This is a genomic window from Trichococcus patagoniensis, from assembly GCF_003051085.1.
GTDB classification, from domain to species: domain Bacteria; phylum Bacillota; class Bacilli; order Lactobacillales; family Aerococcaceae; genus Trichococcus; species Trichococcus patagoniensis.
The window spans coordinates 64,831-87,036 of sequence record NZ_QAOM01000005.1 but is presented as its reverse complement, the minus strand read 5'-3'; the positions used below and the strand labels follow the sequence as shown (position 1 = coordinate 87,036).

The 22,206-nt window shown below is 44.9% G+C and carries 15 protein-coding genes, 1 tRNA gene, 2 pseudogenes and 1 riboswitch; of the genes and pseudogenes, 8 read left to right on the top strand and 10 right to left on the bottom strand.

Annotated elements, in window-relative coordinates:
• Positions 1-480 precede the first annotated feature (480 nt).
• The 4 genes from C8U37_RS04390 to thiT all read left to right on the top strand — a co-directional run bounded on the left by C8U37_RS04390 (position 481) and on the right by thiT (position 3,577).
• Positions 481-822: a zinc ribbon domain-containing protein YjdM gene (locus tag C8U37_RS04390; protein WP_108032057.1), complete on the top strand. Its 342-nt coding sequence runs from the start codon at positions 481-483 to the stop codon at positions 820-822.
• A 653-nt stretch (positions 823-1,475) separates the two neighbouring features.
• Entirely contained in the window at positions 1,476-2,264 is a 789-nt protein-coding gene (locus C8U37_RS04385) for an NAD-dependent epimerase/dehydratase family protein (RefSeq protein WP_108032056.1), read from the top strand.
• A gap of 144 nt (positions 2,265-2,408) precedes the next feature.
• The gene (locus C8U37_RS04380; RefSeq protein ID WP_108032055.1) at positions 2,409-2,729 is read left to right on the top strand and encodes a hypothetical protein; all 321 of its coding nucleotides are present in this window, start codon (positions 2,409-2,411) and stop codon (positions 2,727-2,729) included.
• Between the two features lie 114 nt (positions 2,730-2,843).
• Positions 2,844-2,944: riboswitch (TPP riboswitch) on the top strand.
• A 57-nt stretch (positions 2,945-3,001) separates the two neighbouring features.
• The gene (gene thiT, locus C8U37_RS04375; RefSeq protein ID WP_108032054.1) at positions 3,002-3,577 is read left to right on the top strand and encodes an energy-coupled thiamine transporter ThiT; all 576 of its coding nucleotides are present in this window, start codon (positions 3,002-3,004) and stop codon (positions 3,575-3,577) included.
• A 257-nt stretch (positions 3,578-3,834) separates the two neighbouring features.
• Here the strand turns inward: thiT and C8U37_RS04370 are convergent, their stop codons facing one another.
• The gene (locus C8U37_RS04370) at positions 3,835-4,701 is read right to left on the bottom strand and encodes a YitT family protein (protein WP_146161805.1); all 867 of its coding nucleotides are present in this window, start codon (positions 4,699-4,701) and stop codon (positions 3,835-3,837) included.
• 294 nt (positions 4,702-4,995) lie between these two features.
• Between C8U37_RS04370 and C8U37_RS04365 the strand changes: the two genes are divergently transcribed.
• On the top strand, positions 4,996-6,048 hold the full coding sequence (locus tag C8U37_RS04365; RefSeq protein WP_108032052.1) for a type I restriction endonuclease: 1,053 nt from the start codon (positions 4,996-4,998) through the stop codon (positions 6,046-6,048).
• 54 nt (positions 6,049-6,102) lie between these two features.
• On the top strand, positions 6,103-6,471 hold the full coding sequence (locus tag C8U37_RS04360) for a PH domain-containing protein (protein ID WP_108032051.1): 369 nt from the start codon (positions 6,103-6,105) through the stop codon (positions 6,469-6,471).
• 85 nt (positions 6,472-6,556) lie between these two features.
• Here C8U37_RS04360 and C8U37_RS04355 read toward each other — a convergent pair.
• The 5 genes from C8U37_RS04355 to C8U37_RS04335 all read right to left on the bottom strand — a co-directional run bounded on the left by C8U37_RS04355 (position 6,557) and on the right by C8U37_RS04335 (position 10,953).
• A tRNA-Leu gene (locus C8U37_RS04355) sits at positions 6,557-6,640 on the bottom strand.
• A 254-nt stretch (positions 6,641-6,894) separates the two neighbouring features.
• On the bottom strand, positions 6,895-7,239 hold the full coding sequence (locus tag C8U37_RS04350; protein ID WP_108032050.1) for a hypothetical protein: 345 nt from the start codon (positions 7,237-7,239) through the stop codon (positions 6,895-6,897).
• A 301-nt stretch (positions 7,240-7,540) separates the two neighbouring features.
• The gene (locus tag C8U37_RS04345) at positions 7,541-8,002 is read right to left on the bottom strand and encodes a SprT family protein (RefSeq protein WP_108032049.1); all 462 of its coding nucleotides are present in this window, start codon (positions 8,000-8,002) and stop codon (positions 7,541-7,543) included.
• 16 nt (positions 8,003-8,018) lie between these two features.
• Positions 8,019-10,196, bottom strand: coding sequence for a Tex family protein (locus tag C8U37_RS04340; protein ID WP_108032048.1), 2,178 nt, complete (start codon positions 10,194-10,196; stop codon positions 8,019-8,021).
• Positions 10,197-10,242: 46 nt separating this feature from the next.
• Complete coding sequence (locus tag C8U37_RS04335; protein WP_108032047.1) at positions 10,243-10,953, bottom strand: metallophosphoesterase family protein; 711 nt, start codon at positions 10,951-10,953, stop codon at positions 10,243-10,245.
• A gap of 337 nt (positions 10,954-11,290) precedes the next feature.
• Here C8U37_RS04335 and C8U37_RS04330 point away from each other — a divergent pair, with 337 nt between their 5' ends.
• Together C8U37_RS04330 and C8U37_RS04325 are read left to right on the top strand one after the other, a co-directional pair.
• Positions 11,291-12,754, top strand: coding sequence for an NCS2 family permease (locus C8U37_RS04330; protein ID WP_108032046.1), 1,464 nt, complete (start codon positions 11,291-11,293; stop codon positions 12,752-12,754).
• Positions 12,755-13,070: 316 nt separating this feature from the next.
• Positions 13,071-15,743: a cation-translocating P-type ATPase gene (locus C8U37_RS04325; protein ID WP_245879755.1), complete on the top strand. Its 2,673-nt coding sequence runs from the start codon at positions 13,071-13,073 to the stop codon at positions 15,741-15,743.
• 781 nt (positions 15,744-16,524) lie between these two features.
• On the opposite strand, the gene C8U37_RS04320 is transcribed toward C8U37_RS04325, so the two are convergent.
• The 4 genes and pseudogenes from C8U37_RS04320 to C8U37_RS14825 form a co-directional block, all read right to left on the bottom strand.
• A complete protein-coding gene (locus C8U37_RS04320) occupies positions 16,525-19,128 on the bottom strand; it encodes a cation-translocating P-type ATPase (protein WP_108032044.1) in 2,604 nt (867 codons plus the stop codon).
• A gap of 873 nt (positions 19,129-20,001) precedes the next feature.
• A complete protein-coding gene (locus tag C8U37_RS14830; protein WP_108032143.1) occupies positions 20,002-20,160 on the bottom strand; it encodes a Na-translocating system protein MpsC family protein in 159 nt (52 codons plus the stop codon).
• A gap of 459 nt (positions 20,161-20,619) precedes the next feature.
• A pseudogene (locus tag C8U37_RS04305) lies at positions 20,620-21,630 on the bottom strand (cation transporting ATPase C-terminal domain-containing protein); the annotation flags it as partial.
• Positions 21,631-21,726: 96 nt separating this feature from the next.
• Positions 21,727-21,981: pseudogene (locus tag C8U37_RS14825) on the bottom strand (cation-transporting P-type ATPase); the annotation flags it as partial.
• Between the last annotated feature and the right edge of the window lie 225 nt (positions 21,982-22,206).

Below are 22,206 nucleotides of genomic sequence, written 5' to 3'. Positions count from 1 at the left end.
CTGGTTGTCCGATTCTTCCGGGTTATCGGACAAGTTCCACAACATTCATGCTCTGATTGTCCGATTCTTCCAGATTATCGGACAAGTTCCACAACATTCATGCTCTGGTTGTCCGATTCTTCCCGGTTATCGGACAAGTTCCACAACATTCGTGCTCTGGTTGTCCGATTCTTCCCGGTTATCAGACACGTTCCACAACATTCATGCTCTGCTTGTCCGATTCTTCCTGGTTATCGGACAAGCTCCACAACATTCATGCTCTGGTTGTCCGATTCTTCCGGGTTATCGGACAAGCTCTGTCGGGAAAACACGAAGAAGCGGTTCTCTTTCTGCTTATTGGTTATTATTCTTATATTGTCCGGATTCTATTGTCAACAAGGCGAAAATGTGGCAGTATAGAAGCATCTTCCGCCTGGGAAAAAAAGGCCGGAAATGAAAAGTCAGAAGACAGTATTTCAAAACAATGGAGGAATAACAATCATGATGGAATTACCGAATTGCCCGAAATGCGGCTCAGCTTACACTTACGAAGACGGCACGATGCTGGTCTGCCCCGAATGCGCGCACGAATGGAGCGCGGATGCTGCTGAAGAAACGAACGAAGGTCAATTGATCGTCAAGGACGCGAACGGCAACCTGCTGCAGGACGGCGACACTGTGACGGTCATCAAGGACCTGAAAGTCAAAGGCAGCCCGACTGCATTGAAAGTCGGCACGAAAGTCAAAGGCATCCGCTTGGTCGAAGGCGACCACAACATCGACTGCAAAATCGACGGCTTCGGCGCGATGAAGCTGAAATCCGAATTCGTCAAAAAAGCATAATATCGATTCAAAAATCAAAAAACTGGCGGGGATCCCACAAAGGATCCTCGCCAGTTTTTTTATCTTTACAGTTTTTCGGGTGATACGTTCCCATGCTATCCGGCCTCACGCCTTTCATCGGTACGATGGCTGTCACACCTGACAGCTAGGAGATATGCGTCGGATCACCGTTCCTTTCCGTTTTGGCTTAAGTTGAGAAAGTTTGATAATCATCACCCCCGTTTAATGCTCGTGTTCATGATGATAAGCCTTGCTGATTCCGTTCAGGACCAACAAAAAAACACATGCGAAAGCACGTGCTCTGTCGGGCAATAGAATGAATGGGAAGATTGTTGCGCAACAGATCCGCACTGACCTTGAAAAGCGCGCATTTGCAAATTCAACAATTCCATCCGACTCATCCCTTCATTTTCGATTGAAAAACAGCTTGCCCTTGCCTATCACCTTACCCTTATTATACTCGGATAATCGCCCGGGCTCAATTAATTTACCCATTCCTTACACAAATAAAACATTGCTTTTGCTTGCCGAATCGGCGTATTTGTAAGGGCTATCCATTGACATTTTCCGGCAGCTTGCATACAGTTAAAGTAAAGCCACTCACGAGCATAACAGCAAAGTTTGTCGCATAGAAACAAGGAGGTTTACCAATAATGACTACAATCATGATCACAGGCGCAAGCGGTAATATAGGAAAAGTTTTGGTGGATCATCTGAAGAAGGACTACGAACTGACTTTGGTTGATATCCATTTCCATGACGTCGAGCCGGCCCTTTTGGAGGGAACCATCGTCAAGGAGCTGGACCTGACTGTTCTCGGCAACTGGGATGGCCTGCTGGAAGGGATCGATTACGTCATCCATCTGGCCGCAAACCCTTCGCCCTATGCTGCTTTCGACGATTCGCTTATTAGCTTGAACTACAAAATGCCCTACTACCTGTTTAAGGAATCATCCAAGTACGAGAACTTCGTCAAGCGCATCATCTTTGCGAGCTCCTTCCATACCGTCAGCGCATACCCAAAAAATGTACAGATTCCCGTCGATGCCCCCGTCCGTCCGGGTGACCTTTACGGCGTATCAAAAGCCTATTTGGAGAGCTTGGCCAGCCACTTCGCCTTTACCGAAGGCCAAGAATCAATCGGCATCCGCATCGGCAACTTCGATGAAAACCTCGACAATCCATTCATTAATGAAGCAGACTTGGCCGAATATGTGTCGCCGAGGGACCTTTGTCATCTCATCGATTGCGCTCTCAACGCCACGCTGATCGAGCCGTTCCTATTGGTGAACGGACTGTCGGACAATCGGTTCCCGCGTCTGGACATCTCGCAGGCACGCACAGCCATCGGTTATCGGCCACTTGACGATGCCTTCGTGATGAAGGGCTTCTTTAAGGATGACAACGGTGATCCCGTTGAACTGTCAGAAACGGAAGACTGATAAGCCGAATTTGGAACAAATTTTTCTTTTTCTTCCCCTCTTTGCCATTCCGACGCCAAAAGCTATTGAAGAGCCCGAAACGAACTGATAAGATGATTATTGGAGAGTGAAATGTTCCAAGATAGACGGAAGGATGTACAATAAATGGCGAAAAAGAACAAAGGCAATCAGATCCAACGCAAGAACGTGACCCCGAAAGTTCCGGAACTGCATAAAAACAATACCGGCGCGGCAGCAAAGAAAAATCTGCCGGTGGATGAAGATCCAAGTTTGCAAAATTCCTTTAATTTCACGATGTACGGTATGCTGATCGGGGCTTCGATCGGTTACTTCGCGGGCAACCTGACCATCGGGTTCGGTATCGGTACATTGATCGGCGCCGTGGTAGATTCCTACTTGAATACGCAGAAGAAAAAGAAACGCGAAGCCATCCTGAAGGTACAGGCTGAAAAAGAACGGAAATAGGCCGTTCTGCACAAACGTAAAGGCGGACTGCATTGTTTTCGGACGTGCTTTTGTGCAACCTGCAGCTTGCATAAAAAAATCAACTGTAGTAAAGTTAATTTCAACTGAATAAACCGTTTCACAAAGGGGTGCCATCATGGCTGAGATAGAATGCAAATTCTGACCCTTCGAACCTGTTCGTTAACACGAGCGTAGGGATTGTGATTGAGAAATGAAATTCATTCTCCTCCTTTGTTGATGGTATATTATGCCCAAAAAGGAGGAGTTTTTTTATGTCTAAAAATCTGAACATCTGGATTGAAGGAACCATCATCGCTGCTTTAGCAACCGTGTTGTCCTTGATTCCTTTCAATATCGGCCCGAGTTTTTCCGTAACAGTTGGTGCACCGGTCATGATCCTGTACTGTCTGCGCCGCGGATTGGTTCCTGGGTTCTTCGCCAGTTTCCTGTGGGGTGTGTTGCACATTCTGATCGGGACGGCCTACATCCTGACCCCGTTGCAAGGATTCATAGAGTACTTCATCGCCTTCGGTTTCACCGGCTTGGCCGGCCTCTTCACGCCGAAAGTCCAACAAGCGATCGCTGATCAAAATCAAAAAGCATTAGTGTGGCAAGTCATTTTGGGCACTATCGTCGGCACGGTCGGCCGCTACTTCTGGCACACAATCGCCGGCTATTATTTCTGGGGATCCTACGCACCTGAAGGCTGGAGCGCTTGGCTCTACTCGATCGTTATGAACGGCGTGAGTGCTTTGGCCACCGGTGCCTTCACGATTATGGTTTTAGCGGTCATCGCGAAAACCAACCCGCAATTGTTCGTACCGAAAAAAACGGTGCGCGGGTACTGAACAGCTGCCGAATAACTATATCTTAGCAGGCCACGTCGGCTGTTAGCGTTGGAACGAAGATAGAACAGCCGACGCTTTCGGGATTCGTTGACTTTTCACGCTGACGCGCAAGAGAGCAGTTGACGCCTCCGCTGTTTGTCGACTGTTTACCTCGATTCACTAACGGAACTGTCAACAAACCAATTTTAGTTGTGTAATAAAAACCAATAAAGCAGAGGCAGCCTCGAAAAATTCGAGGCTGCCTCTGCTTTATTTTATTATTCGACAAGCCCGGATTGGCGTTCCAGCGTGAAACCCTTCCCTGCGACCTCATGGACCTGTCCGATGATCACGAAAGCAAATGGATCGATATCGTTGACCAAGGCATTGATGGCGGACAGTTTGCGCTGCTCGATGACACAAAGGACAGCCTGCTGCTGCACCCCTTCAAAAGCCGTTTCGATGTTCACCATCGTCAACCCGACATCCTGCACGAACAGTAGCGCCTGTTGGATTTCCTTATATTTTTTGGAAATGATGAAAAGCTGCATCTTATTTGTTCCGGTCACCATGACTTTATTAATGACAATGGACGTCAGGAAAACCATGATGAGCCCGTAAAGTATCTGCTCCATACTGGAAAAGAATGCCTGGACCAGCAGAAATATGACGTCGAACGCATACATCCCCACCGCAACCGGGATGCGGAAATGCTTGTTCAGAAGCAGCGGCGGGATGTCCATCCCGCCGGTCGAAGCGCCGACCTTGAACACCAGTCCCACACCAAGACCGCAGAGGATCCCCGCGTAGATCGCCGAAAGCAAGATGTCATCGGTCATGTCCTGCAAAGCGGGCACTGTCCGAAAAAAAGTCAAAAAAGTCGGAAAAATAATCGTGCTCAAAATCGTCGTCAAGGCGAACTTTTTGCCCAACAAAGCCGCCCCGACGAAAAACATGAAGCCGTTGAAAACCAGCACGACCAAGGAAATGTTCAATCCAAAAAAATGATTCAAAATAATGGCAAGACCCGTCGATCCCCCGGCGATCAAGTTTTTGGGCAGGATGAATGCCGCAATCGCAAAGGCTACGATGATATTTCCGGCGACGACCGCTGCTATTGGTTTTAATGTATGCAGTAACTTCAAAGAGGTCACTCCTTTATGTATGATTTGAAGCAGTTGGATACCTTTCGGGAAAAGATATCCACGCCATTATAACAGATATATGGCGGATGGAAAGGGCCGTATCAAATTTTATAAAGTAAAGACTCACCCACAACTATACAACAAAGGAATGTCAAATCATCAATAGGAAAAGTTTCATTTTAATACAAATTAAATATTTTATTTTGCCTGCAATATTTATCGCTAATTAGAGTATAATTATAATAACGGCAAGAGGTCTTCCGTGAATATTACATAATTGGAGGAGGATATAAAATGGATGTTGAAAAATTCGGTGAAGAATTAAAGAAACTTGGTAAACGCGTTGAAAAGATAAAAAACAATATAAATACTGAGGAAGCTACTAAAACATCTCTGGTCATGCCTTTTTTTCAAATTTTAGGATATGATATCTTTGATCCGACCGAATTCGTACCCGAATTTACAGCAGATGTGGGCATAAAAAAGGGTGAAAAAGTTGACTATGCCATCATGCTCAACAGTCAACCGGTAATACTGATTGAAGCAAAAGCAATCAATGAACAACTAACTAAACATGATTCTCAGCTATTTCGATACTTTGGTACCACGACTTCAAAATTTGGAATATTAACTAATGGAGAGGAATATAAATTCTTTACAGATTTAGAAGAACAAAATAAAATGGACATCACGCCGTTTTTGATAGTGAATATCTCCAACATTAAAGATAGCCAAATACCCGAAGTTGCTAAATTCCACAAAGATAATTTTGACATCGAAAATATTATCAGCACCGCTTCTGAGCTGAAATATTTAAATAACTTAAAAATATTTTTAAATGATCAGATGAATACTCCCTCCGAAGAATTCACAAAATATTTAGTCGGTGAAATTTATGATGGCGTAAAAACAAAAAATACATTGGACAAATTTAAACCTATAATTAAAAAGGGCCTTTCTCAATTTATCAATGAGCGTGTTAATGAAAAGTTAAGCGCCGCTTTAAATACATCCGCTGCATCCAAAGAAGAAATAATTGAACCGACTCCATCAGAACCAGAAATTATCACTACTGCTGAAGAAATGGAAACATTTACCATAGTTAAAATAATCTTAAAAGATACGATTCAAATAGATCGCCTGTATTATCGTGATAATAAAAGCTATTTTAATATATTACTTGACGATAATATTCGTAAATGGATAATGAGAGTCTTTGTATATGATAATAAAATCAAGATGGTTCTAAATGACAGTAATAAAACCAGTTATGAAATTTCAAACCCAGTTGAAATAACAACACATTCAAATGAAATAGTAAATGTAGTGGAAACGCTAATACGCTAAACCGTTATAAATGCAGTATTGTAAATAAAAAGAAGACCTAAGGAGGAAATCAAATTGGCAGAAACAAGTGCAATTTTAGCATGGACTTTAGTCAGCGAATGCCCCATTCCTGAAGACGTGAATGATTTATTGGTTACTGGTGAAGAAGCAGTAGCCGCATACAGAACAATGCGGGATAGTGCCATTTTTACAAACAAACGATTGATAATTAGAGACGCACAAGGTTTGTCCGGAAAGAAAATTGAAATCTATTCATTGCCTTATTCGTCCATAAACATGTGGTCGACAGAAAATGCCGGAACATTCGATTTGAATGCAGAAGTGGAATTGTGGACGCGCGCAGGGCACATCAAAGTTAATCTAAAAAAAGGCATTGATATCAGAAAATTTGATAAGCTCATCGCAAATGCGATTTTGAAATAAATAAACAATAACAAATTTGGTACTGACAAAAATAGGATTCTCTGCATCAACGCGATGAAGGGAATCCTATTTTTTTGTATTATTATGCGGCCAAGAAGACTCGAACTTCCACGGGAGATACTCCCACCAGCCCCTCAAGCTGGCGCGTCTGCCATTCCGCCATGACCGCAAAACTAACTATTTCATTATACTTTTGAAGTGGATTGATGTCAACGTCTGATTTCGTCCCTTTTGTTAAAAGCAGTCGATTTGTTAAATGACGCCAACAAAATAGAGTCAGTTGGTAGGAATAGCCGTCCCATCAACCGACTCTCTATTTGTGTCATCCTGCACACCTTAACTAACACAATTTCCACGGTATATCGTTCTATGAAGACCCTCCATTTTATGCCTACTTACTTTTATTACTCAATTAATTTATACTTAACACGAGCATTCTTCATAATTGTAGTCGACCGGATAATCACCGACTGCGATATTGTAAACATTCTTGACATTCAAAACAAGTGCAGGTTCATTTCCAGTCGGTTCAAAAGAGAAAATTCCCACTTTCAACAGTACCAGATCGTTGAAATCGATCACTAGTTTATTTGCCACATCCTCATACTTTTCAGAGGCAATGACCTCTTTTGAAAGACTCAGAATATAAACTTCCGAGTTATTTCCCATGATTAATTCCACATTTGACTGGATGCCTTCCAGACCTTCTGCTACAACCCCTTTTGTGATTTGGAAACCATCTTGCATAGTCAACATCAAAGTACACATTAGGCGATCCACTATTGACCACTTAATAGTCCTCTTTCCACAAACTCTTAAAATCCCCATTTCCTAATTTCTCCCAAAGTTGTATCTGAAGATTCTCATTTGAATAGTCATCATCCAGATTGATGAAGGGTAAAGCTTCGCCGTCCCATATTTTCTCATAGGTGTCTGTTGCATCCGCATAAATATTATTTGTAGATGACTATAAAATCCCTGCAAAAAATTTGGAGGCTACTTGGCGTAATGCAACCCTTTGATATCTATCGCGCCCTTATTCAACTAATTTTATAATATATTCTTAATGTTAAACCTTCATTTGCAGTTTACCCTTGCACTTCCCGCAAACATACTTCTTCACATCGATCCTTCGCTTACGCGGATAATTCTGTCCACATGCACTGCAACTATAGAGCCATTTCGGGGCGGCTGCAATTTCCTCAGCAGGCGCGGGGCGGAGGTCCTTCACAAACCGGCTCCCCCCGCTCGCCTTCAGCAAGTTCCGGAAATCCGCATCCCGATGCCGATACCCCCGCCCTTCCAGATGCAAGTGGTAGTGGCAGAGCTCATGCTTCACGACCTTTTCCAGTTCCTCCAGTCCATGCACTTCCAGCACCAAAGGATTGAAATCTAGATTGTGGCTGTTGAGGTGGTAGCGCCCGCCCGTCGTGCGCAGTCGGCGGTTGAAGCTGGCGCGGTGGCGGAACGGTTTCCGGAAAATGGTAATCGAAATGTGTTCCACCAACTGCTGCAATTCCTGTTCGTTCATTGTTTGTTCCTCATTCTTATTGTTGCGTTAGCATCGTCAAAGCGATCCGGCCTTTGTTCGTATCGACGCTATCGATCCAGACGGTAACGATATCGCCGACCGCGACTACATCTGAAGGATGCTTGACGAAGCGATTGCTGAGTTTGGAGATATGGACCATGCCGTCTTGTTTGACGCCGATGTCGACGAAGGCGCCGAAATCGACGACGTTGCGGACGGTGCCCTGCAGTTCCATGCCCGGCTTCAGGTCTTCCATCGACAGGACATCCTGGCGCAGCAACGGCTGGGCGATGTCATCGCGCAGATCGCGTCCGGGTTTGGTCAGGCCGGTGATGATGTCCTGCAGCGTTTCTTTGCCGAGGCCAGTCGTTTCCCGGGCTTGCGCACGGTCCAGGGCCCCCAAGTCTTCGCGGGCGCGATCGGTGCCTACGTCCTTCAGGCTGAGGCCGGCAAGTGCCAACAGTTCCTTGGCGGCTGGATAGGATTCCGGATGGATGTCCGTGTTGTCGAGTATGTTCTTGCCGTCGACGATGCGCATGAAGCCGACCGATTGTTCGAAGGCTTTCGGTCCCAGGCGCGGCACTTTCTTCAGCTGTTGGCGGCTATCGAAGGCACCGTTCTCTTCGCGGAAGGCCACGATGTTGTTGGCGATCGTCTTGTTCAGACCGGCGACATGCTGCAGCAGCGGTGCGCTGGCTGTGTTCAGGTTGACGCCGACCTGGTTCACGGCAGTTTCGACGACGAAGTCCAGGCGCTCGCCCAATTGTTTTTGAGAAACGTCATGCTGATACTGGCCGACGCCGACTGATTTCGGATCGATCTTGACCAGTTCGGCCAATGGATCCTGCAAACGGCGGGCGATGCTGACGGCGCTGCGTTCCTCGACTTGGAAATCAGGGAATTCTTCGCGGGCGATGTCGCTGGCAGAATAGACCGAAGCGCCCGCCTCGTTGACGATGGCGTAATAGACCGTATTCGGCACTTGCTTGATCTGCTCGGAGGTGAACAGCTCAGATTCGCGGCTTGCGGTCCCATTGCCGATGGCGACCATTTCCACGTTATAATCCTGCAACAGCTTGCGGAAAGCCGGGCCGGCAGCGGCGCGCTTTTCTTGGTTGGCCGGTTTGTGCGGATAGATGACGGTCTTCGCCAAAACTTTGCCGGTTGCATCCACAATCGCCAATTTGCAGCCGGTGCGGTAAGCCGGATCCAGTCCGAGCACGGTTTTCCCTTTCATAGGCGGCTGCAGCAACAAGTTGCGCAGGTTGTCGCCGAAGACATCGATCGCCTGTGCGTCTGCGGCTTCAGTCAATTCGTTGCGCAGTTCGCGTTCGATGGCCGGGCTGATGAAACGGCGGTAGCTGTCCTCATAGGCGGCTTGCACAATCGGCGCCGCGATGCTTTGCGGATTCTTCAGCACTTTTTTCGCTAGATAAGCGAAGATTTTTTCTTCATCGACCACGATCGCAACTTTCAGGATGCCGGTTTTTTCGCCGCGGTTCATAGCCAGGACGCGATGCGGTACAGCCGTGGCGACGCCTTGCGAAAAATCGTAGTACATCTCGAAGACGCCCTTCTCGTCGCTTTCGGCGTCCTTCGCCGTGCTGACAAACTGGCCGTTCTTGCGCGTGAATTCGCGGATGTGTTCGCGGTAAGCCGGTTCGTCGCTGACGATTTCGGCGATGATTTCATGGGCTCCGGCCAACACGTCTTCTATAGTAGAAAGTTCCATCTCCTCGTTCAGGAATTCTTTGGCTTTCGCCTCGACTGATCCGCCAGTAGGACCCGCCAATAGCCACTCTGCAAAAGGAGCCAGTCCCTTTTCCCGGGCGATGGCCGCTTTCGTGCGGCGCTTTTGTTTATAGGGACGGTACAGGTCTTCGACGCGCTGCATCTTGTCGGCGCGTTCGATCTTTGCCCGTAATTCCGGCGTCAGTTTGTCTTGTTCCGCGATGATGCGGATGACTTCTTCTTTGCGTTTATGCAGGTTCGTTGCGTACTGGTGGCGCTCCTCGATTTCGCGGATCTCGACTTCATCGAGCGAACCGGTCGCTTCCTTACGGTAACGGGCGATGAAAGGGACGGTATTGCCCTCCCCCAAAAGCGCCAATACTTTTTCTATTTGTGCGGGTCTGAATTGGTTCAACTCGGCCTTGACCAAGTCCAAGACGATTTTTTCTGCGGTTTCTGTCATTTTTGTTTATTCCTGCCTTTCGGATGAGCCTGCCTTTTCGACCAACTCATCTTTTTTGTACGATATAGTCTTCCTTCAGTCCGTTTTTGTCGAACACGACGCCGTGCAGCGATCCACCGTAGACGGCCCCGCCATCGATGCCGATCTTGCCGTCCGAAATCCACAGATCCGAAATGTCATTGTCGCCGTGGAAGTAAAAAGTCGGGGTGTGCCCGAACACGATCGTTTTACCGGTGCGGTTGGGCTTTTTGTGGAACGGTTCGCGGATCCAGAGGAAATCCTCCTCGGTGCTGTCGTGCCAGTCCTTTTTGCCCAGATCGACGCCGGCATGGACGAACACGTATTGTTCCCATTCATAATACAGAGGAAGCTCCGCCAAAAATGCAAGCAGATCCTTGTAGTAGTGTTTCATCATCAGCGCGATTTCGGTCGGCGAATACTCCTCGTTGATGCGCGCATGCAGAAAACTTTCAAGGGAACCCAAACCGCCGTTCAGAAAATAATTGCCGGCGTATTCCTCCGGCTTTGCGATAAAATTCAGCAGGATAGCCTCATGATTGCCCTTCAGATAGATGGCACCATACTTTTCGACAAGCTCCTTAGCCAGCAGAAAACAGGCCTTCGAATTCTCGCCACGGTCCCCCAGATCGCCGATAAAAATCAGCTGCTGCTTCTCCCGGTCCCACTTTTCCAATAATCTCTTCAGTAAAGTGATCTCCCCATGGACATCACCCACCACAAACACTTCGTCTTTCATGATCCGCACCTTCTCTCGACTAGACTGTTTCGCTACCTTACATTTTAGCATATCACCCGCTTTCCTGCTCAAGCAGATTTCTCAAAAAATACCAAATTTTCCCGAAAAGCTAACGTTAAGATGTAAGGATGGCGTTTTTGATGCGCTTTCATTTCCTATTTTAGCAAATACCGAACATTAAAGTGATAAAACGATTAAATCATTCACTTATTTATTGCAAGCTTTTGGGTGATTGGTTATAATAGTCGAATGGCAAGCAAGGAAAGCATCTGAAATCATTTATTGTACCTGTTTCCTGTCGCTGCCGAAAAAAATTCAGATGGGAGATCTTTTCAAAATGGAAAATTTCTTTAAACTCAAAGAACACGGAACAACAGTTTCCACAGAAGTCGTTGCCGGGATCACAACTTTCTTCGCAATGTCGTATATCATTTTCGTCAACCCTGCAATCCTTTCTTTATCAGGGATGCCTAGCCAAGCAGTCTTCTTGGCGACAATCATTTCCGCTGCAGTCAGCACATTGGTGATGGGCCTTTTCGCCAACGTACCTTATGCTTTGGCACCGGGTATGGGCCTGAACGCCTTCTTCACTTACACGGTCGTCTTCTCACTTGGCTTTTCTTGGCAACAAGCTTTGGCCATGGTATTCATCTGTGGGCTGCTCAATGTTTTCATCACGGTCACTAAAGTAAGAAAAATGATCATCAAATCGATCCCTGAGAGCCTGCAGCACGCAATCAGCGGCGGTATCGGTATCTTCATCGGTTATATCGGGATCAAAAATGCCGGCTTTTTGGAATTCACTTCCGATTCCAGCACCATCACAGCCATCAATGGCGCTCCTTATGACGCAACAGCTGAAACGTTCGCTGGCGGTGTAGGAGCAGTTGTGACAGGCGGCGGCATCGTCCCTGCATTGGTCAATTTCACGCAAATGCCTGCTTTGTTGGCCTTGATCGGTTTGATCATTACGGCTGTCCTGATGGTCAAAAATGTACGTGGTGCGATCCTTATCGGTATCGTTGCGACTACTTTATTGGGTATCCCGATGGGTGTTGTTGATATTTCAACAGCAAGCCTGCAAGCAAACTCGCTTGGGACTGCTATCTCAGAATTAGGTACCACTTTCGGTGCCGCCTTCGGTTCAGAAGGTCTTTTGTCTCTTTTCTCTGATGCTTCCCAATTGCCTTTAGTATTGATGACCATCTTCGCATTCAGCCTTTCCGATACGTTCGATACGATCGGTACATTCATCGGAACCGGCCGTCGCACGGGCATCTTCTCTGCTGAAGATGAAAAAGCGCTTGAAGAAGGATCCGGATTCAGCTCGAAAATGGATAAAGCATTGTTCGCCGATTCTGTCGGTACAGTAATCGGTTCAATTTTTGGTACTTCCAATACAACTACTTACGTCGAAAGTGCTGCCGGCATCGGTGCTGGCGGTCGTACAGGTTTGACTGCGGTTGTTGTTGCCGGTATGTTCATCATCAGCGCGTTCTTCGCGCCTCTGATTGGGGTCGTGCCTGCTGCCGCAACGGCTCCAGCTTTGATCCTCGTCGGTATTTTGATGATGGGTTCGTTCGCGGAAATCAACTGGCATGATCTGGAAGATGCGATCCCTGCCTTCTTCGCATCCATCTTCATGGGTCTTTCTTACAGCATTTCCTACGGTATCGCAGCTGGCTTCTTCTTCTTCTGCATCGTGAAAGTCGTAAAAGGAAAATCGTACGAAATCCACCCGATCGTGTGGTTCACTTCGGCTTTATTCCTGGCTAACTTCATTATCCTGGCACTGATTTAATGAGAATAGGCATATTTCCGATTGATGCGGAAATATGTCTTTTTTTTTAAATGTTTTCATTTCCGGTAATAAATTGTTGCGATTACCTGATTTTGTCGATATAATAAATCCGAGTGTTAAACTGAATATCTCCATAGGGGAGTAACTAGCAGTACAAGGCTGTGGTAACGTCAACAATAAGTAGAGTAATCCTATCTGCTGGTGTTACCTTAAATAGTGAGACTTATGCATACAGTGTTGTCTGACAGACAATTTTATGCATAGGTCTCTTTTCATTTTAACACTACTACATTCAGGTCAAGAGAGGGGAAATACTGTGTCAAAAGAACAACTGAATAAAGCGTTCTTCGCGCAAACGGAAGAGGAAGTCTTAGCTGAACTTAATTCAACTAGAAACGGACTTTCCAAAGAAGAAGCAGCGAAGAGATTGGCTGAGTATGGCGAGAACGTACTGGAAGCAGGTGAAAAACGCACAACTCTGCAAAAATTCTTGGATCAATTCAAGGATTTCATGATTCTCGTTCTATTGGCTGCAGCTATCATTTCTGGTACTATCGGTCATGAAATCGCTGATGCTATCATCATCTTGGCTGTTGTCATCATCAACGCATTCTTAGGCGTCTTCCAAGAGAACAAAGCTGAAGAAGCGATCGAAGCTTTGAAGAAAATGGCTTCGCCTCTTGCTAACGTAAAACGTAGCGGAGAAATCATCCAAGTCAAGTCTGAGTTGCTTGTGCCTGGTGACATCATCGTATTAGAAGCCGGAGATGTTGTTCCTGCAGATATCCGCCTTTACGATGTAAATTCACTTAAAGTTGAAGAAGCTGCTTTGACTGGTGAGTCTGTACCAGTCGAAAAAGACTTGCGCGACGTTGAAACCGATGCTGCTTTGGGTGACCGCAAGAACATGGCGTTCTCAAGCACAAACGTTACTTATGGCCGTGCGGAAGGTGTCGTCGTCCTTACAGGGATGAACACGGAAGTCGGACATATCGCGAACATGCTGCAAAACGCTGAAGAGAAGAAAACGCCCCTGCAGATCAACCAAGATCAAATGGGTAAATCTTTGACCGTCCTGATTTTGTTGGTTGCTGTAGTGATGTTCATCATCGGCTTTGGTTTCAATGGCCGTCCTTGGTTGGATATGTTGATGGTTTCCATCTCCGTTGCCGTTGCCGCCATTCCTGAAGGTTTACCGGCCATCACGACGATCATCTTGGCGTTGGGTACGCAAAAAATGGCAAGCAGAAATGCGCTTGTGCGTAAATTGCCGGCCGTTGAAACGCTGGGTGGTACTGAAGTCATCTGTTCCGACAAAACCGGTACATTGACTCAAAACAAAATGACGATCGAAAAAGTATACTATGATGGCCAAGTTCACGATGCCGATGAAAACATTGACTTGGAATTGCCTGTCATGAAGATCATGAACTTGGCGAATGACACAAAAATCGCCAACGACAAATCTTTGATCGGTGACCCTACCGAAACAGCGATGGTTCAATACGGTTTGGAAAAAGGTTTTGACCTTTCAGCCAAATTGGTTGATATGCCGCGTGTTGCTGAAGTTCCTTTTGAATCAGACCGTAAATTGATGTCAACGATCCACCCTGAAGGCAACCAATTCATGATCGCTACAAAAGGGGCTCCTGATGAATTGTTGAAACGTTGCACGCACATCATCAAAGCTGGCGTCGTTTCACCGATCACAGATGCTGACAGAAAAGAAATCCTGGACACAAACCACAGCTTGGCAATCCAAGCCTTGCGTGTATTGGCAATGGCATTCAAAAACGTCGCTGCTGTACCTGCAAAAATGACGACAGAAGCAGTCGAAACCGACTTGGTCTTTGCCGGTCTGATCGGTATGATCGACCCTGAGCGTCCGGAAGCTAAACAAGCGATCGCTCAAGCACAAAAAGCTGGTATCCGTACCGTCATGATCACGGGTGACCACAGAGACACGGCTTCCGCTATCGCAACACGTTTAGGCATTTTGGATGCGAACTCTTCTGCTGAAGCGGTCATCACCGGTGCTGAATTGAATACTATCTCTGATGATGATTTCTTGCGCACAGTTCAGAACTACTCTGTATACGCGCGTGTTTCTCCTGAGCATAAAGTACGTATCGTCAAAGCTTGGCAAGATAACGGTAAAGTGGTTGCCATGACTGGTGACGGCGTCAACGATGCACCTTCATTGAAACAAGCTGACATCGGTATCGGTATGGGTATCACAGGTACGGAAGTATCTAAGGGCGCTTCCGATATGGTATTGGCTGACGATAACTTTGCCACAATCGTTCACGCGGTTGAAGAAGGACGTAAAGTTTTCGCAAACATCCAAAAAGCGGTTCAATACTTGCTTTCCGCTAACTTGGGTGAAGTATTGACGTTGTTCATCGCTACTATCTTGGGATGGCAGATTCTTGAACCAATCCACTTGCTGTGGATCAACTTGGTTACGGACGTATTCCCTGCTATCGCTTTAGGTTTGGAAGAAGCTGAGAAAGATGTTATGGAACAAGCGCCTCGTGGCCGTTCTTCCAACTTCTTCTCGAACGGCGTCTTCGCCAGCATGATCTACCAAGGTATCTACGAAGGTGCCATCACCTTGTTCGTATTCTGGTTGGCAACTATCCACTACGGTTTCGAATTGCACATCGGTGAAGCAATGGCCTTCTTGACATTAGGGTTCATCCAATTGTCGCATGCCTTCAACTGTAAATCAGTCTTCAAATCATTGTTCTCGGTCAACCCGTTCGGCAATAAAATGTTCAACTACGCAATCCTGCTGTCGTTGGCATTGATGCTGATGGTAGCATTCACGCCTGGTTTGAACAGAATCTTCGGTATCTACGACATAACCGGCCAACAATGGATGATCGTAATCCTGGCTGCCTTGTCGGTTATCCCATTCGTCGAGATTATGAAAGCAGTCTTGCGCGGTATCGGATACGACGATAAAGTCAATAAAATAACGAAATAAGCCTCAAGGATGGCTGAAAAACCACTTTATGTGCGACTTTCACTTTAGAAACTAGTTACTTGGGAGCTTCAGCGTTGGCGCGTGGCTTCATAAGTAATTAGTTCCTAAAAATTAAATTAACGCAACACAAGTAGCCGATATACAACGCGATTTTTTCGCAAGTATTCGGCTATTTCTTTGTATACGGCCATATGTCGACAGTACTTTTTCAGCTCTGGCATGCATCATTCCGTAAGTCCACATTCAAAAGACGCATATAAATGATTCGCACCTCGTGGTAGGAAAAACGTATCAATTTAAGAAGGCACTTTTCATATGCCACAACAAAAACCATCATCTCCCCGTTCATTTACACACCGAACACGAAATTCATTCTGTCACCCATTCCGAAATCCTTCCTTTAGATCCAATTTGTACAATCAAAATAGCAACCGTTGAAATATCCTTCTTAACTGGGATTGGGACCTTTTATGAAATTAACCTTTGTATCAGTTGAATAAAATAATTGACCGTCCATTCGTACGAATGGACGGTCAATTATGGTTCCTCTTTGTTGGTTGACCCAGTAAAGGAATGTTGAAGGGTCTATGATTCTAAACTAGTTTTGCGATGTAAAGCGTCATAGCAACTTATTGATTTGCGTATATGTCCGAAAATCTGAGCGGTTTTTTCATCTTGTATCCGCTTAAATGAAGGTGAATATCATGGTAACAGTCGTGAAGACGCCGTGCTTTGGTATCTCTCGTTGCTTCTTCCAATTCGTAATCCGTATATTGATATCTTATTGGTATCTGCGCTTTCTAATTCTGCGTACAGTCTGTATGCATATTAATGGGATTATAGAAAGTCCGAGAACCATAAGATACTGTTCATTTGTAAGAGTGGCAATTTCAAATAGTTTATTTAGTGGGCTCCAAGTAAGTACAGCCACAAGAAGTGAAGCACCTATCATGAAAGCTGCCCAGATATATCTATTTGAAAATAATATATTGAACGTCAGTGGTTCCTTAGTTCGGCAATTAAATCCATGAACAAGGCGCGAAAGACACAAAACAGCAAACGACATCGTTGTAGCCGTAGTTATAGATGTTTGCATTCCAATATAGAATGCTACCATAGTCACAGATGCGATCAATGAACCTTGAATCAAAATTTCAATTGCAAATGGTTTAGTAAGAAGCGGTTCTTTGATGTCTCTAGGTTTATAATTCATCACTTCAGCGTTTGGAGCTTCTAAGCCAATGGCAATAGCCGGTAAGCTGTCCGTAACTAGGTTTATAAATAATAAATGGACAGGAGCAAATGGGGCCGGGAGATTAAACAGCGAAGCAAAAAGGACTGCCAAAATTCCTGCAGTGTTTCCTGAAAGAAGAAATTTAACCGCATTTTTTATATTATCGTAAATGTTTCTTCCGTTACTAATAGCTTTTGCTATAGTTGCGAAATTGTCATCAGTGAGTACCATAGAAGCAGCATCTTTTGAAACCTCTGTACCGGTTATACCCATAGCTACACCGATATCGGCCTGTTTCAGCGCGGGGGCATCATTAACGCCGTCTCCAGTCATTGCGACCGAAAAACCCAACTCTTGCCAGGCTCGCACTATCCTGATTTTATGTTCTGGAGAAACTCTTGCATAGACCGATACTGTTGGAACAATTTCCTTAAGAGCTTCATCGCTCATTGACTCAAGTCGGTATCCTTCAATAGCTTGAGTGGACTCATCCAAAATACCAATTTCCTTTGCTATAGCTGATGCTGTAACAATGTGATCTCCCGTTATCATAACTGTTCGTATGCCGGCCTTGCGACAATCAGATACTGCTTTTTTTGACTCTGGTCGAGGAGGATCCATCATAGCTATCAGCCCCATAAACGTCAGTCCAGATTCGTCATCGATATCCAATTTATCATTAATTAATTCCTTGTATCCAAAAGCAAGGACACGCAGTCCCTCCTTACTTAAAAGATTATTCATTCGCTCTATTTCTTCTTGAACTTCAGGTGATAGTGGACTAATTTGATTTGCATCATCTATCATAGTTGTTCTTCTTAGAATGACGTCCATCGCACCTTTTGTAATCATCAGGCGTTTACCTTCAATATCATGTAGCGTACTCATCAGTTTTCTGTTGGAATCAAACGGCAACTCTGATATTCGCTTATACTGTCGTCTAACCTCTAGTTCATCCATTCCGTATATTTCCCCTAGTTTAACTAGGGCAATCTCTGTTGGATCACCAATTTCATTATGCTCATTTGTAATAGAATCATTACATAGCATTGCCATCAACAATAGCCTTAAATCATGCTCTCTTTGAATGTCCAATTCATTATCTTTGAATAGCTGACTTCTTGTGTATATCCTTTTTACTGACATTTTATTCTGAGTCAGTGTGCCGGTTTTGTCTGAGCAAATCACAGATACGCTTCCTAAGCCTTCAACTGCATGCAACTTTCTTACAATCGCATTCTCCTGAGCCATCCTTCTGGTACCAACAGCTAATACGATTGTGATGATTGAACTCAATGCTTCAGGTATTGCCGCTACTGCAAGGGATATAGAAAACATCATCGCATCAACAAGGGCATTGTTTCTGTATAAATTCAGGGCAAATACCAATACAGCGATTGCAATAATTATCATAGCCAACTTTTTCCCGAATTCATCGAGACTTTTTTGCAGAGGCGTTTCTTTTTCCGTTGCCTCCTCAATTAAGGTTGCGATTTTACCAATTTCTGTACCCCTGCCAACGCTTGTAACAATAGCCCGGCCTCGCCCATAAGTGATATGCGTTCCAGAAAAAATCATGTTATGCTGATCTCCAGGAGATAAGTCTGTTTCATCAATGAGTAAAGTATCTTTTTCAACACTTACTGATTCACCTGTTAGTGAGCTTTCGTCCACTCTTAGACTAAATGAATCAATGATTCTTCCGTCTGCAGCTATGAAGTCCCCTGACTCAACAAGCATCAAATCCCCAACAACAACATCTTTTGAGTCAATTGTCACAGTCTCGCCGTTTCTTATCACTTTGGATTTAGGTGCCGACAACGCCTTTAACGCAGATAGAGACTCTTCTGCCTTCAAGTGTTGGACCGTTCCCAGTATTGCATTGATAAGAACGACCACAGCAATAACAAGCGTACTTTCTAACTTCCCTAAAACACCTGACAGCACTGCGGCTACTAAAAGTATCCATATCAAGAAGTCGTTAAACTGTAACAAAAAAACGATGAACGGCGTTGACCTTTGTCTTTCCAGTAACTCATTAGAACCATATTTGATACGCATGTTTTCAACTTGAATATCATCAAGTCCTTCTGTGCCAATTTGGAATTCATGTATAATTTCATCTTTTGATTTTGCATAAAAATTCATCATACCCATCCTTCTTTCTTGGAAATCAATATGAGTTAAGCAAAAAACTTAGCATTCTTAGGCACTAAACACGAAGAATCAAATGGTGCTCTGGGAATACAATTATTTTTCAAATTCCAATACATCCTCATAAGAATTTGTAAGCATATGGTTATAGTTTGTTTATGGTCCCTCGTTAATTCTAATACCTGCGATATTCAGTGCGATTGTATTCTCTCGAGAATGTGCCGAGTTTGTCAGGGTCAAATATGCTCTTGACAATTACATTACACCTGGTTTCTTTTTCCATTATTGGACTAACGACACTTTCTTTACTGGGTTTTGTCACAAAAACTATGTTGCGGTTTTCGAATATTCTCATCTATTATCCCCCCTTTCGAAATGTTATCCCACATGAATTTAACTGTAAAAACACCTCTAAAATGCATAATATCAAAATATAACAAACTATCGAATCATGGTTGCCAGTGGCATCCAATAGCCTGCCTGTAGTCAAAACTCCAGTGACAGAAGACGTAAGGATAAATGCATATGACAAGAACATTGCTTTTGATAGTTTTAATTTGTCTGTCAACCAACCAAATATTGGTCGAACCAAACCGTTAGAAATTGCGTTACTATTTTCTAGTATTCAAAATCAAAAACCTAAATTTTAATGCTAACGTTATTTACTAGTGGATTTTCCAGTTGCCACACAACTTAGAGTTACGCATCAAACTTCACCTAAGGGCACTAATCAATCTATTTGCCTTCTATATAATATGTTTACACATTATACAAAAATAAGCCAATTACAACACTCCAAAAAGAGGTATTGTTATTGACTTACTTTTAGACTGGTTAAAATCCTTTTCGAAGTTTTCCAAATTTATTACACTAAATTTTATCAATAGTTCGACCAACAACAATAGCTATGATTTTTTCTGCTGTTTTAATGCTGATATCAGAGTAGGTATTGATAACTCCAATATCTATTACTGATTTAATAGCAGCCTCAAATTCGACTTGAACGTTTCCGAAGAGAGCTGTCCTGATTTTTTTTGACTAACTCAATTCCACCTTTGGTTTTAGCTTGGCTTTTCCCTTAAAAATCAAAAACCCTTTAAGTCTGAAAATAATTATATCTTGAAAAATTATCGTCCTTATTCTCTCAAGGCTCTGCACATTTGTTCAATCTCAAATTTACTTATTCCTTCGCTCATAAAAGAATCAGTTCGTTATTAGCAAAATGTCACTTTTTATCAATTTCCGCCAGAAGACTCCCACCTCAAGAAATGATGGAACAAAGTCTAAAAGGATGCGGGGAAGGGTCTGAGCTACGGAATCTGTTCCACGGTTCAAAAGCAACCGGAATCCGGTCCAGTCCTACACGACCAGACAGACTAACGTAGAGAAACCAAGAATAACCAACTATGCATTATTTTACCTTTTATAGATAATTCCCTCGATATTAACGGGAGAAATATGTCTCGGCTTAATTTGTTAGTCAGTTTATCAGTTTTTGGCTCTTTTGATGATCAGCTTCGTCACTTCCATCAATGCGACAGCTGCCAAGGCCAATCCTGCTGCCATCCCGAAATGCACACAACCGAAGTCGGCCGGTATCGAGAAGATGCCGCGCACCGCCGGCAGCAACGTCACTGCGTACAGGGTGCTGCAGAATGCTACAGCATAAAGGACATATTTGTTGGCAAAGAAGCCTGCGCCGATCGCCGTCTGGGAATTCGAACGAGCCGGGAATGTCTGCAAGGTGCGGGCGATGATCAAAGTTGAGAACGCCATGGCTACACTCATCTCAGCCGAGTAGCCGCGTCCGATGTATTGTGAAAGGATGACGGCTGCCCCGATCAATACCCCGCGGTAGATGACCGAAACGAGCGTGTCGCCCGAAAAAATCCCCTCGTTTGGATTCCTTGGTTTGCGGGACATCACGTCAGGCTCACCCTTCTCCATCCCCAAAGCAATCGCGGGAATGGAATCATTGACCAAGTTGATGAACAGCAGCTGCAGAGCAGTGAACGGATTCACCCAATCCATCAAGAGCGCCGCGATGATCGCGATGATCGCCCCCAGATTTCCAGAGAAGAGATAAGCGATGGCTTTCTTGATGTTGTCGTAGACGTTCCGGCCGACTCCGACCGCGCTGACGATGGAAACGAAATTATCGTCGGTCAGCACCATTGCTGCCGCCTCTTTCGCTACATCCGTTCCGCTGCCCATGGCGATGCTGACTAGGATCAGGTCATGTTCCACATTAAAATCAAGTGCCTCGTTTTCATCCAACGGCCTGTAGGCGAAAGCCAATACACGAAGGGCGCGATGCGAGAACTGTTCATTCTGTTCTTTGATTTTTTCCAGTAGTTCCTTTGTCAACGGCAACACGTCACCGTTCAGCATCGCTTCATCCACCTTCAGCGAACCGGCTTCAAACAGACGGCCATCCGCAGGGACATAATCGCCGGCGGACAAGCTCTTCAATGCATCCAACGAACCTTCTGCTTTTCGCGTCTGGATGACACTGACGATCGCATTGATCATCAGAACAGCGAAAATAATCAAAGATTCCGCCGCATGCCCCACGACCATCTGAATTGCGGCGACAGCCAGCAACACCATGACCATTGCATCCTTGAAAGTCTCAACAAACAACTTCAGCACCGAATCCCGTTCTTTCGTCTCCAGTTCATTGAACCCATACTCGGCCTGTCTCGTTTCGACGGTCCGTATGTCGAGCCCATCCTTGCTGCTCCCTATTTCCGCAAAAATGGTCTCCAGACTCTTTTGGTATGCCTCCAAGGATGTTTCCCCCGGCTTGTTTTTGTGCAGATGGCCCGCATTTTGTTTTGCCGTTTTCACCCACTTTCCTCCGCAACTGAGTAATAAAAAAGAGACTTACGCCTACCGTCTCTCTCAAGAAACGGTAGGCATAAGTCTCACTATTTAAGGCAACACCAGAAGACCCTCTCGGATCTACTTATTGTTGGCATTGCCGCAGCATGGCTGCTAGTTACTCCCTTACGGAAAAACTTCTATTCAATTCCTATTCACAATAAACGACGGGGAAGAAAAAGCAAATCAAAA

Excerpts from the sequence above, each read along its gene's own strand:
- C8U37_RS04385 (WP_108032056.1), top strand. The coding sequence starts at position 1,476 with ATGACTACAATCATGATCACAGGCGCAAGCGGTAATATAGGAAAAGTT.
- C8U37_RS04380 (WP_108032055.1), top strand. The coding sequence starts at position 2,409 with ATGGCGAAAAAGAACAAAGGCAATCAGATCCAACGCAAGAACGTGACC.
- C8U37_RS04330 (WP_108032046.1), top strand. The coding sequence starts at position 11,291 with ATGGAAAATTTCTTTAAACTCAAAGAACACGGAACAACAGTTTCCACA.
- C8U37_RS04350 (WP_108032050.1), bottom strand. The coding sequence starts at position 7,239 with ATGTGTACTTTGATGTTGACTATGCAAGATGGTTTCCAAATCACAAAA.
- C8U37_RS04365 (WP_108032052.1), top strand. The coding sequence starts at position 4,996 with ATGGATGTTGAAAAATTCGGTGAAGAATTAAAGAAACTTGGTAAACGC.
- C8U37_RS04345 (WP_108032049.1), bottom strand. The coding sequence starts at position 8,002 with ATGAACGAACAGGAATTGCAGCAGTTGGTGGAACACATTTCGATTACC.
- C8U37_RS04335 (WP_108032047.1), bottom strand. The coding sequence starts at position 10,953 with ATGAAAGACGAAGTGTTTGTGGTGGGTGATGTCCATGGGGAGATCACT.
- C8U37_RS04340 (WP_108032048.1), bottom strand. The coding sequence starts at position 10,196 with ATGACAGAAACCGCAGAAAAAATCGTCTTGGACTTGGTCAAGGCCGAG.
- C8U37_RS04320 (WP_108032044.1), bottom strand. The coding sequence starts at position 19,128 with ATGATGAATTTTTATGCAAAATCAAAAGATGAAATTATACATGAATTC.
- thiT (WP_108032054.1), top strand. The coding sequence starts at position 3,002 with ATGTCTAAAAATCTGAACATCTGGATTGAAGGAACCATCATCGCTGCT.
- C8U37_RS04390 (WP_108032057.1), top strand. The coding sequence starts at position 481 with ATGATGGAATTACCGAATTGCCCGAAATGCGGCTCAGCTTACACTTAC.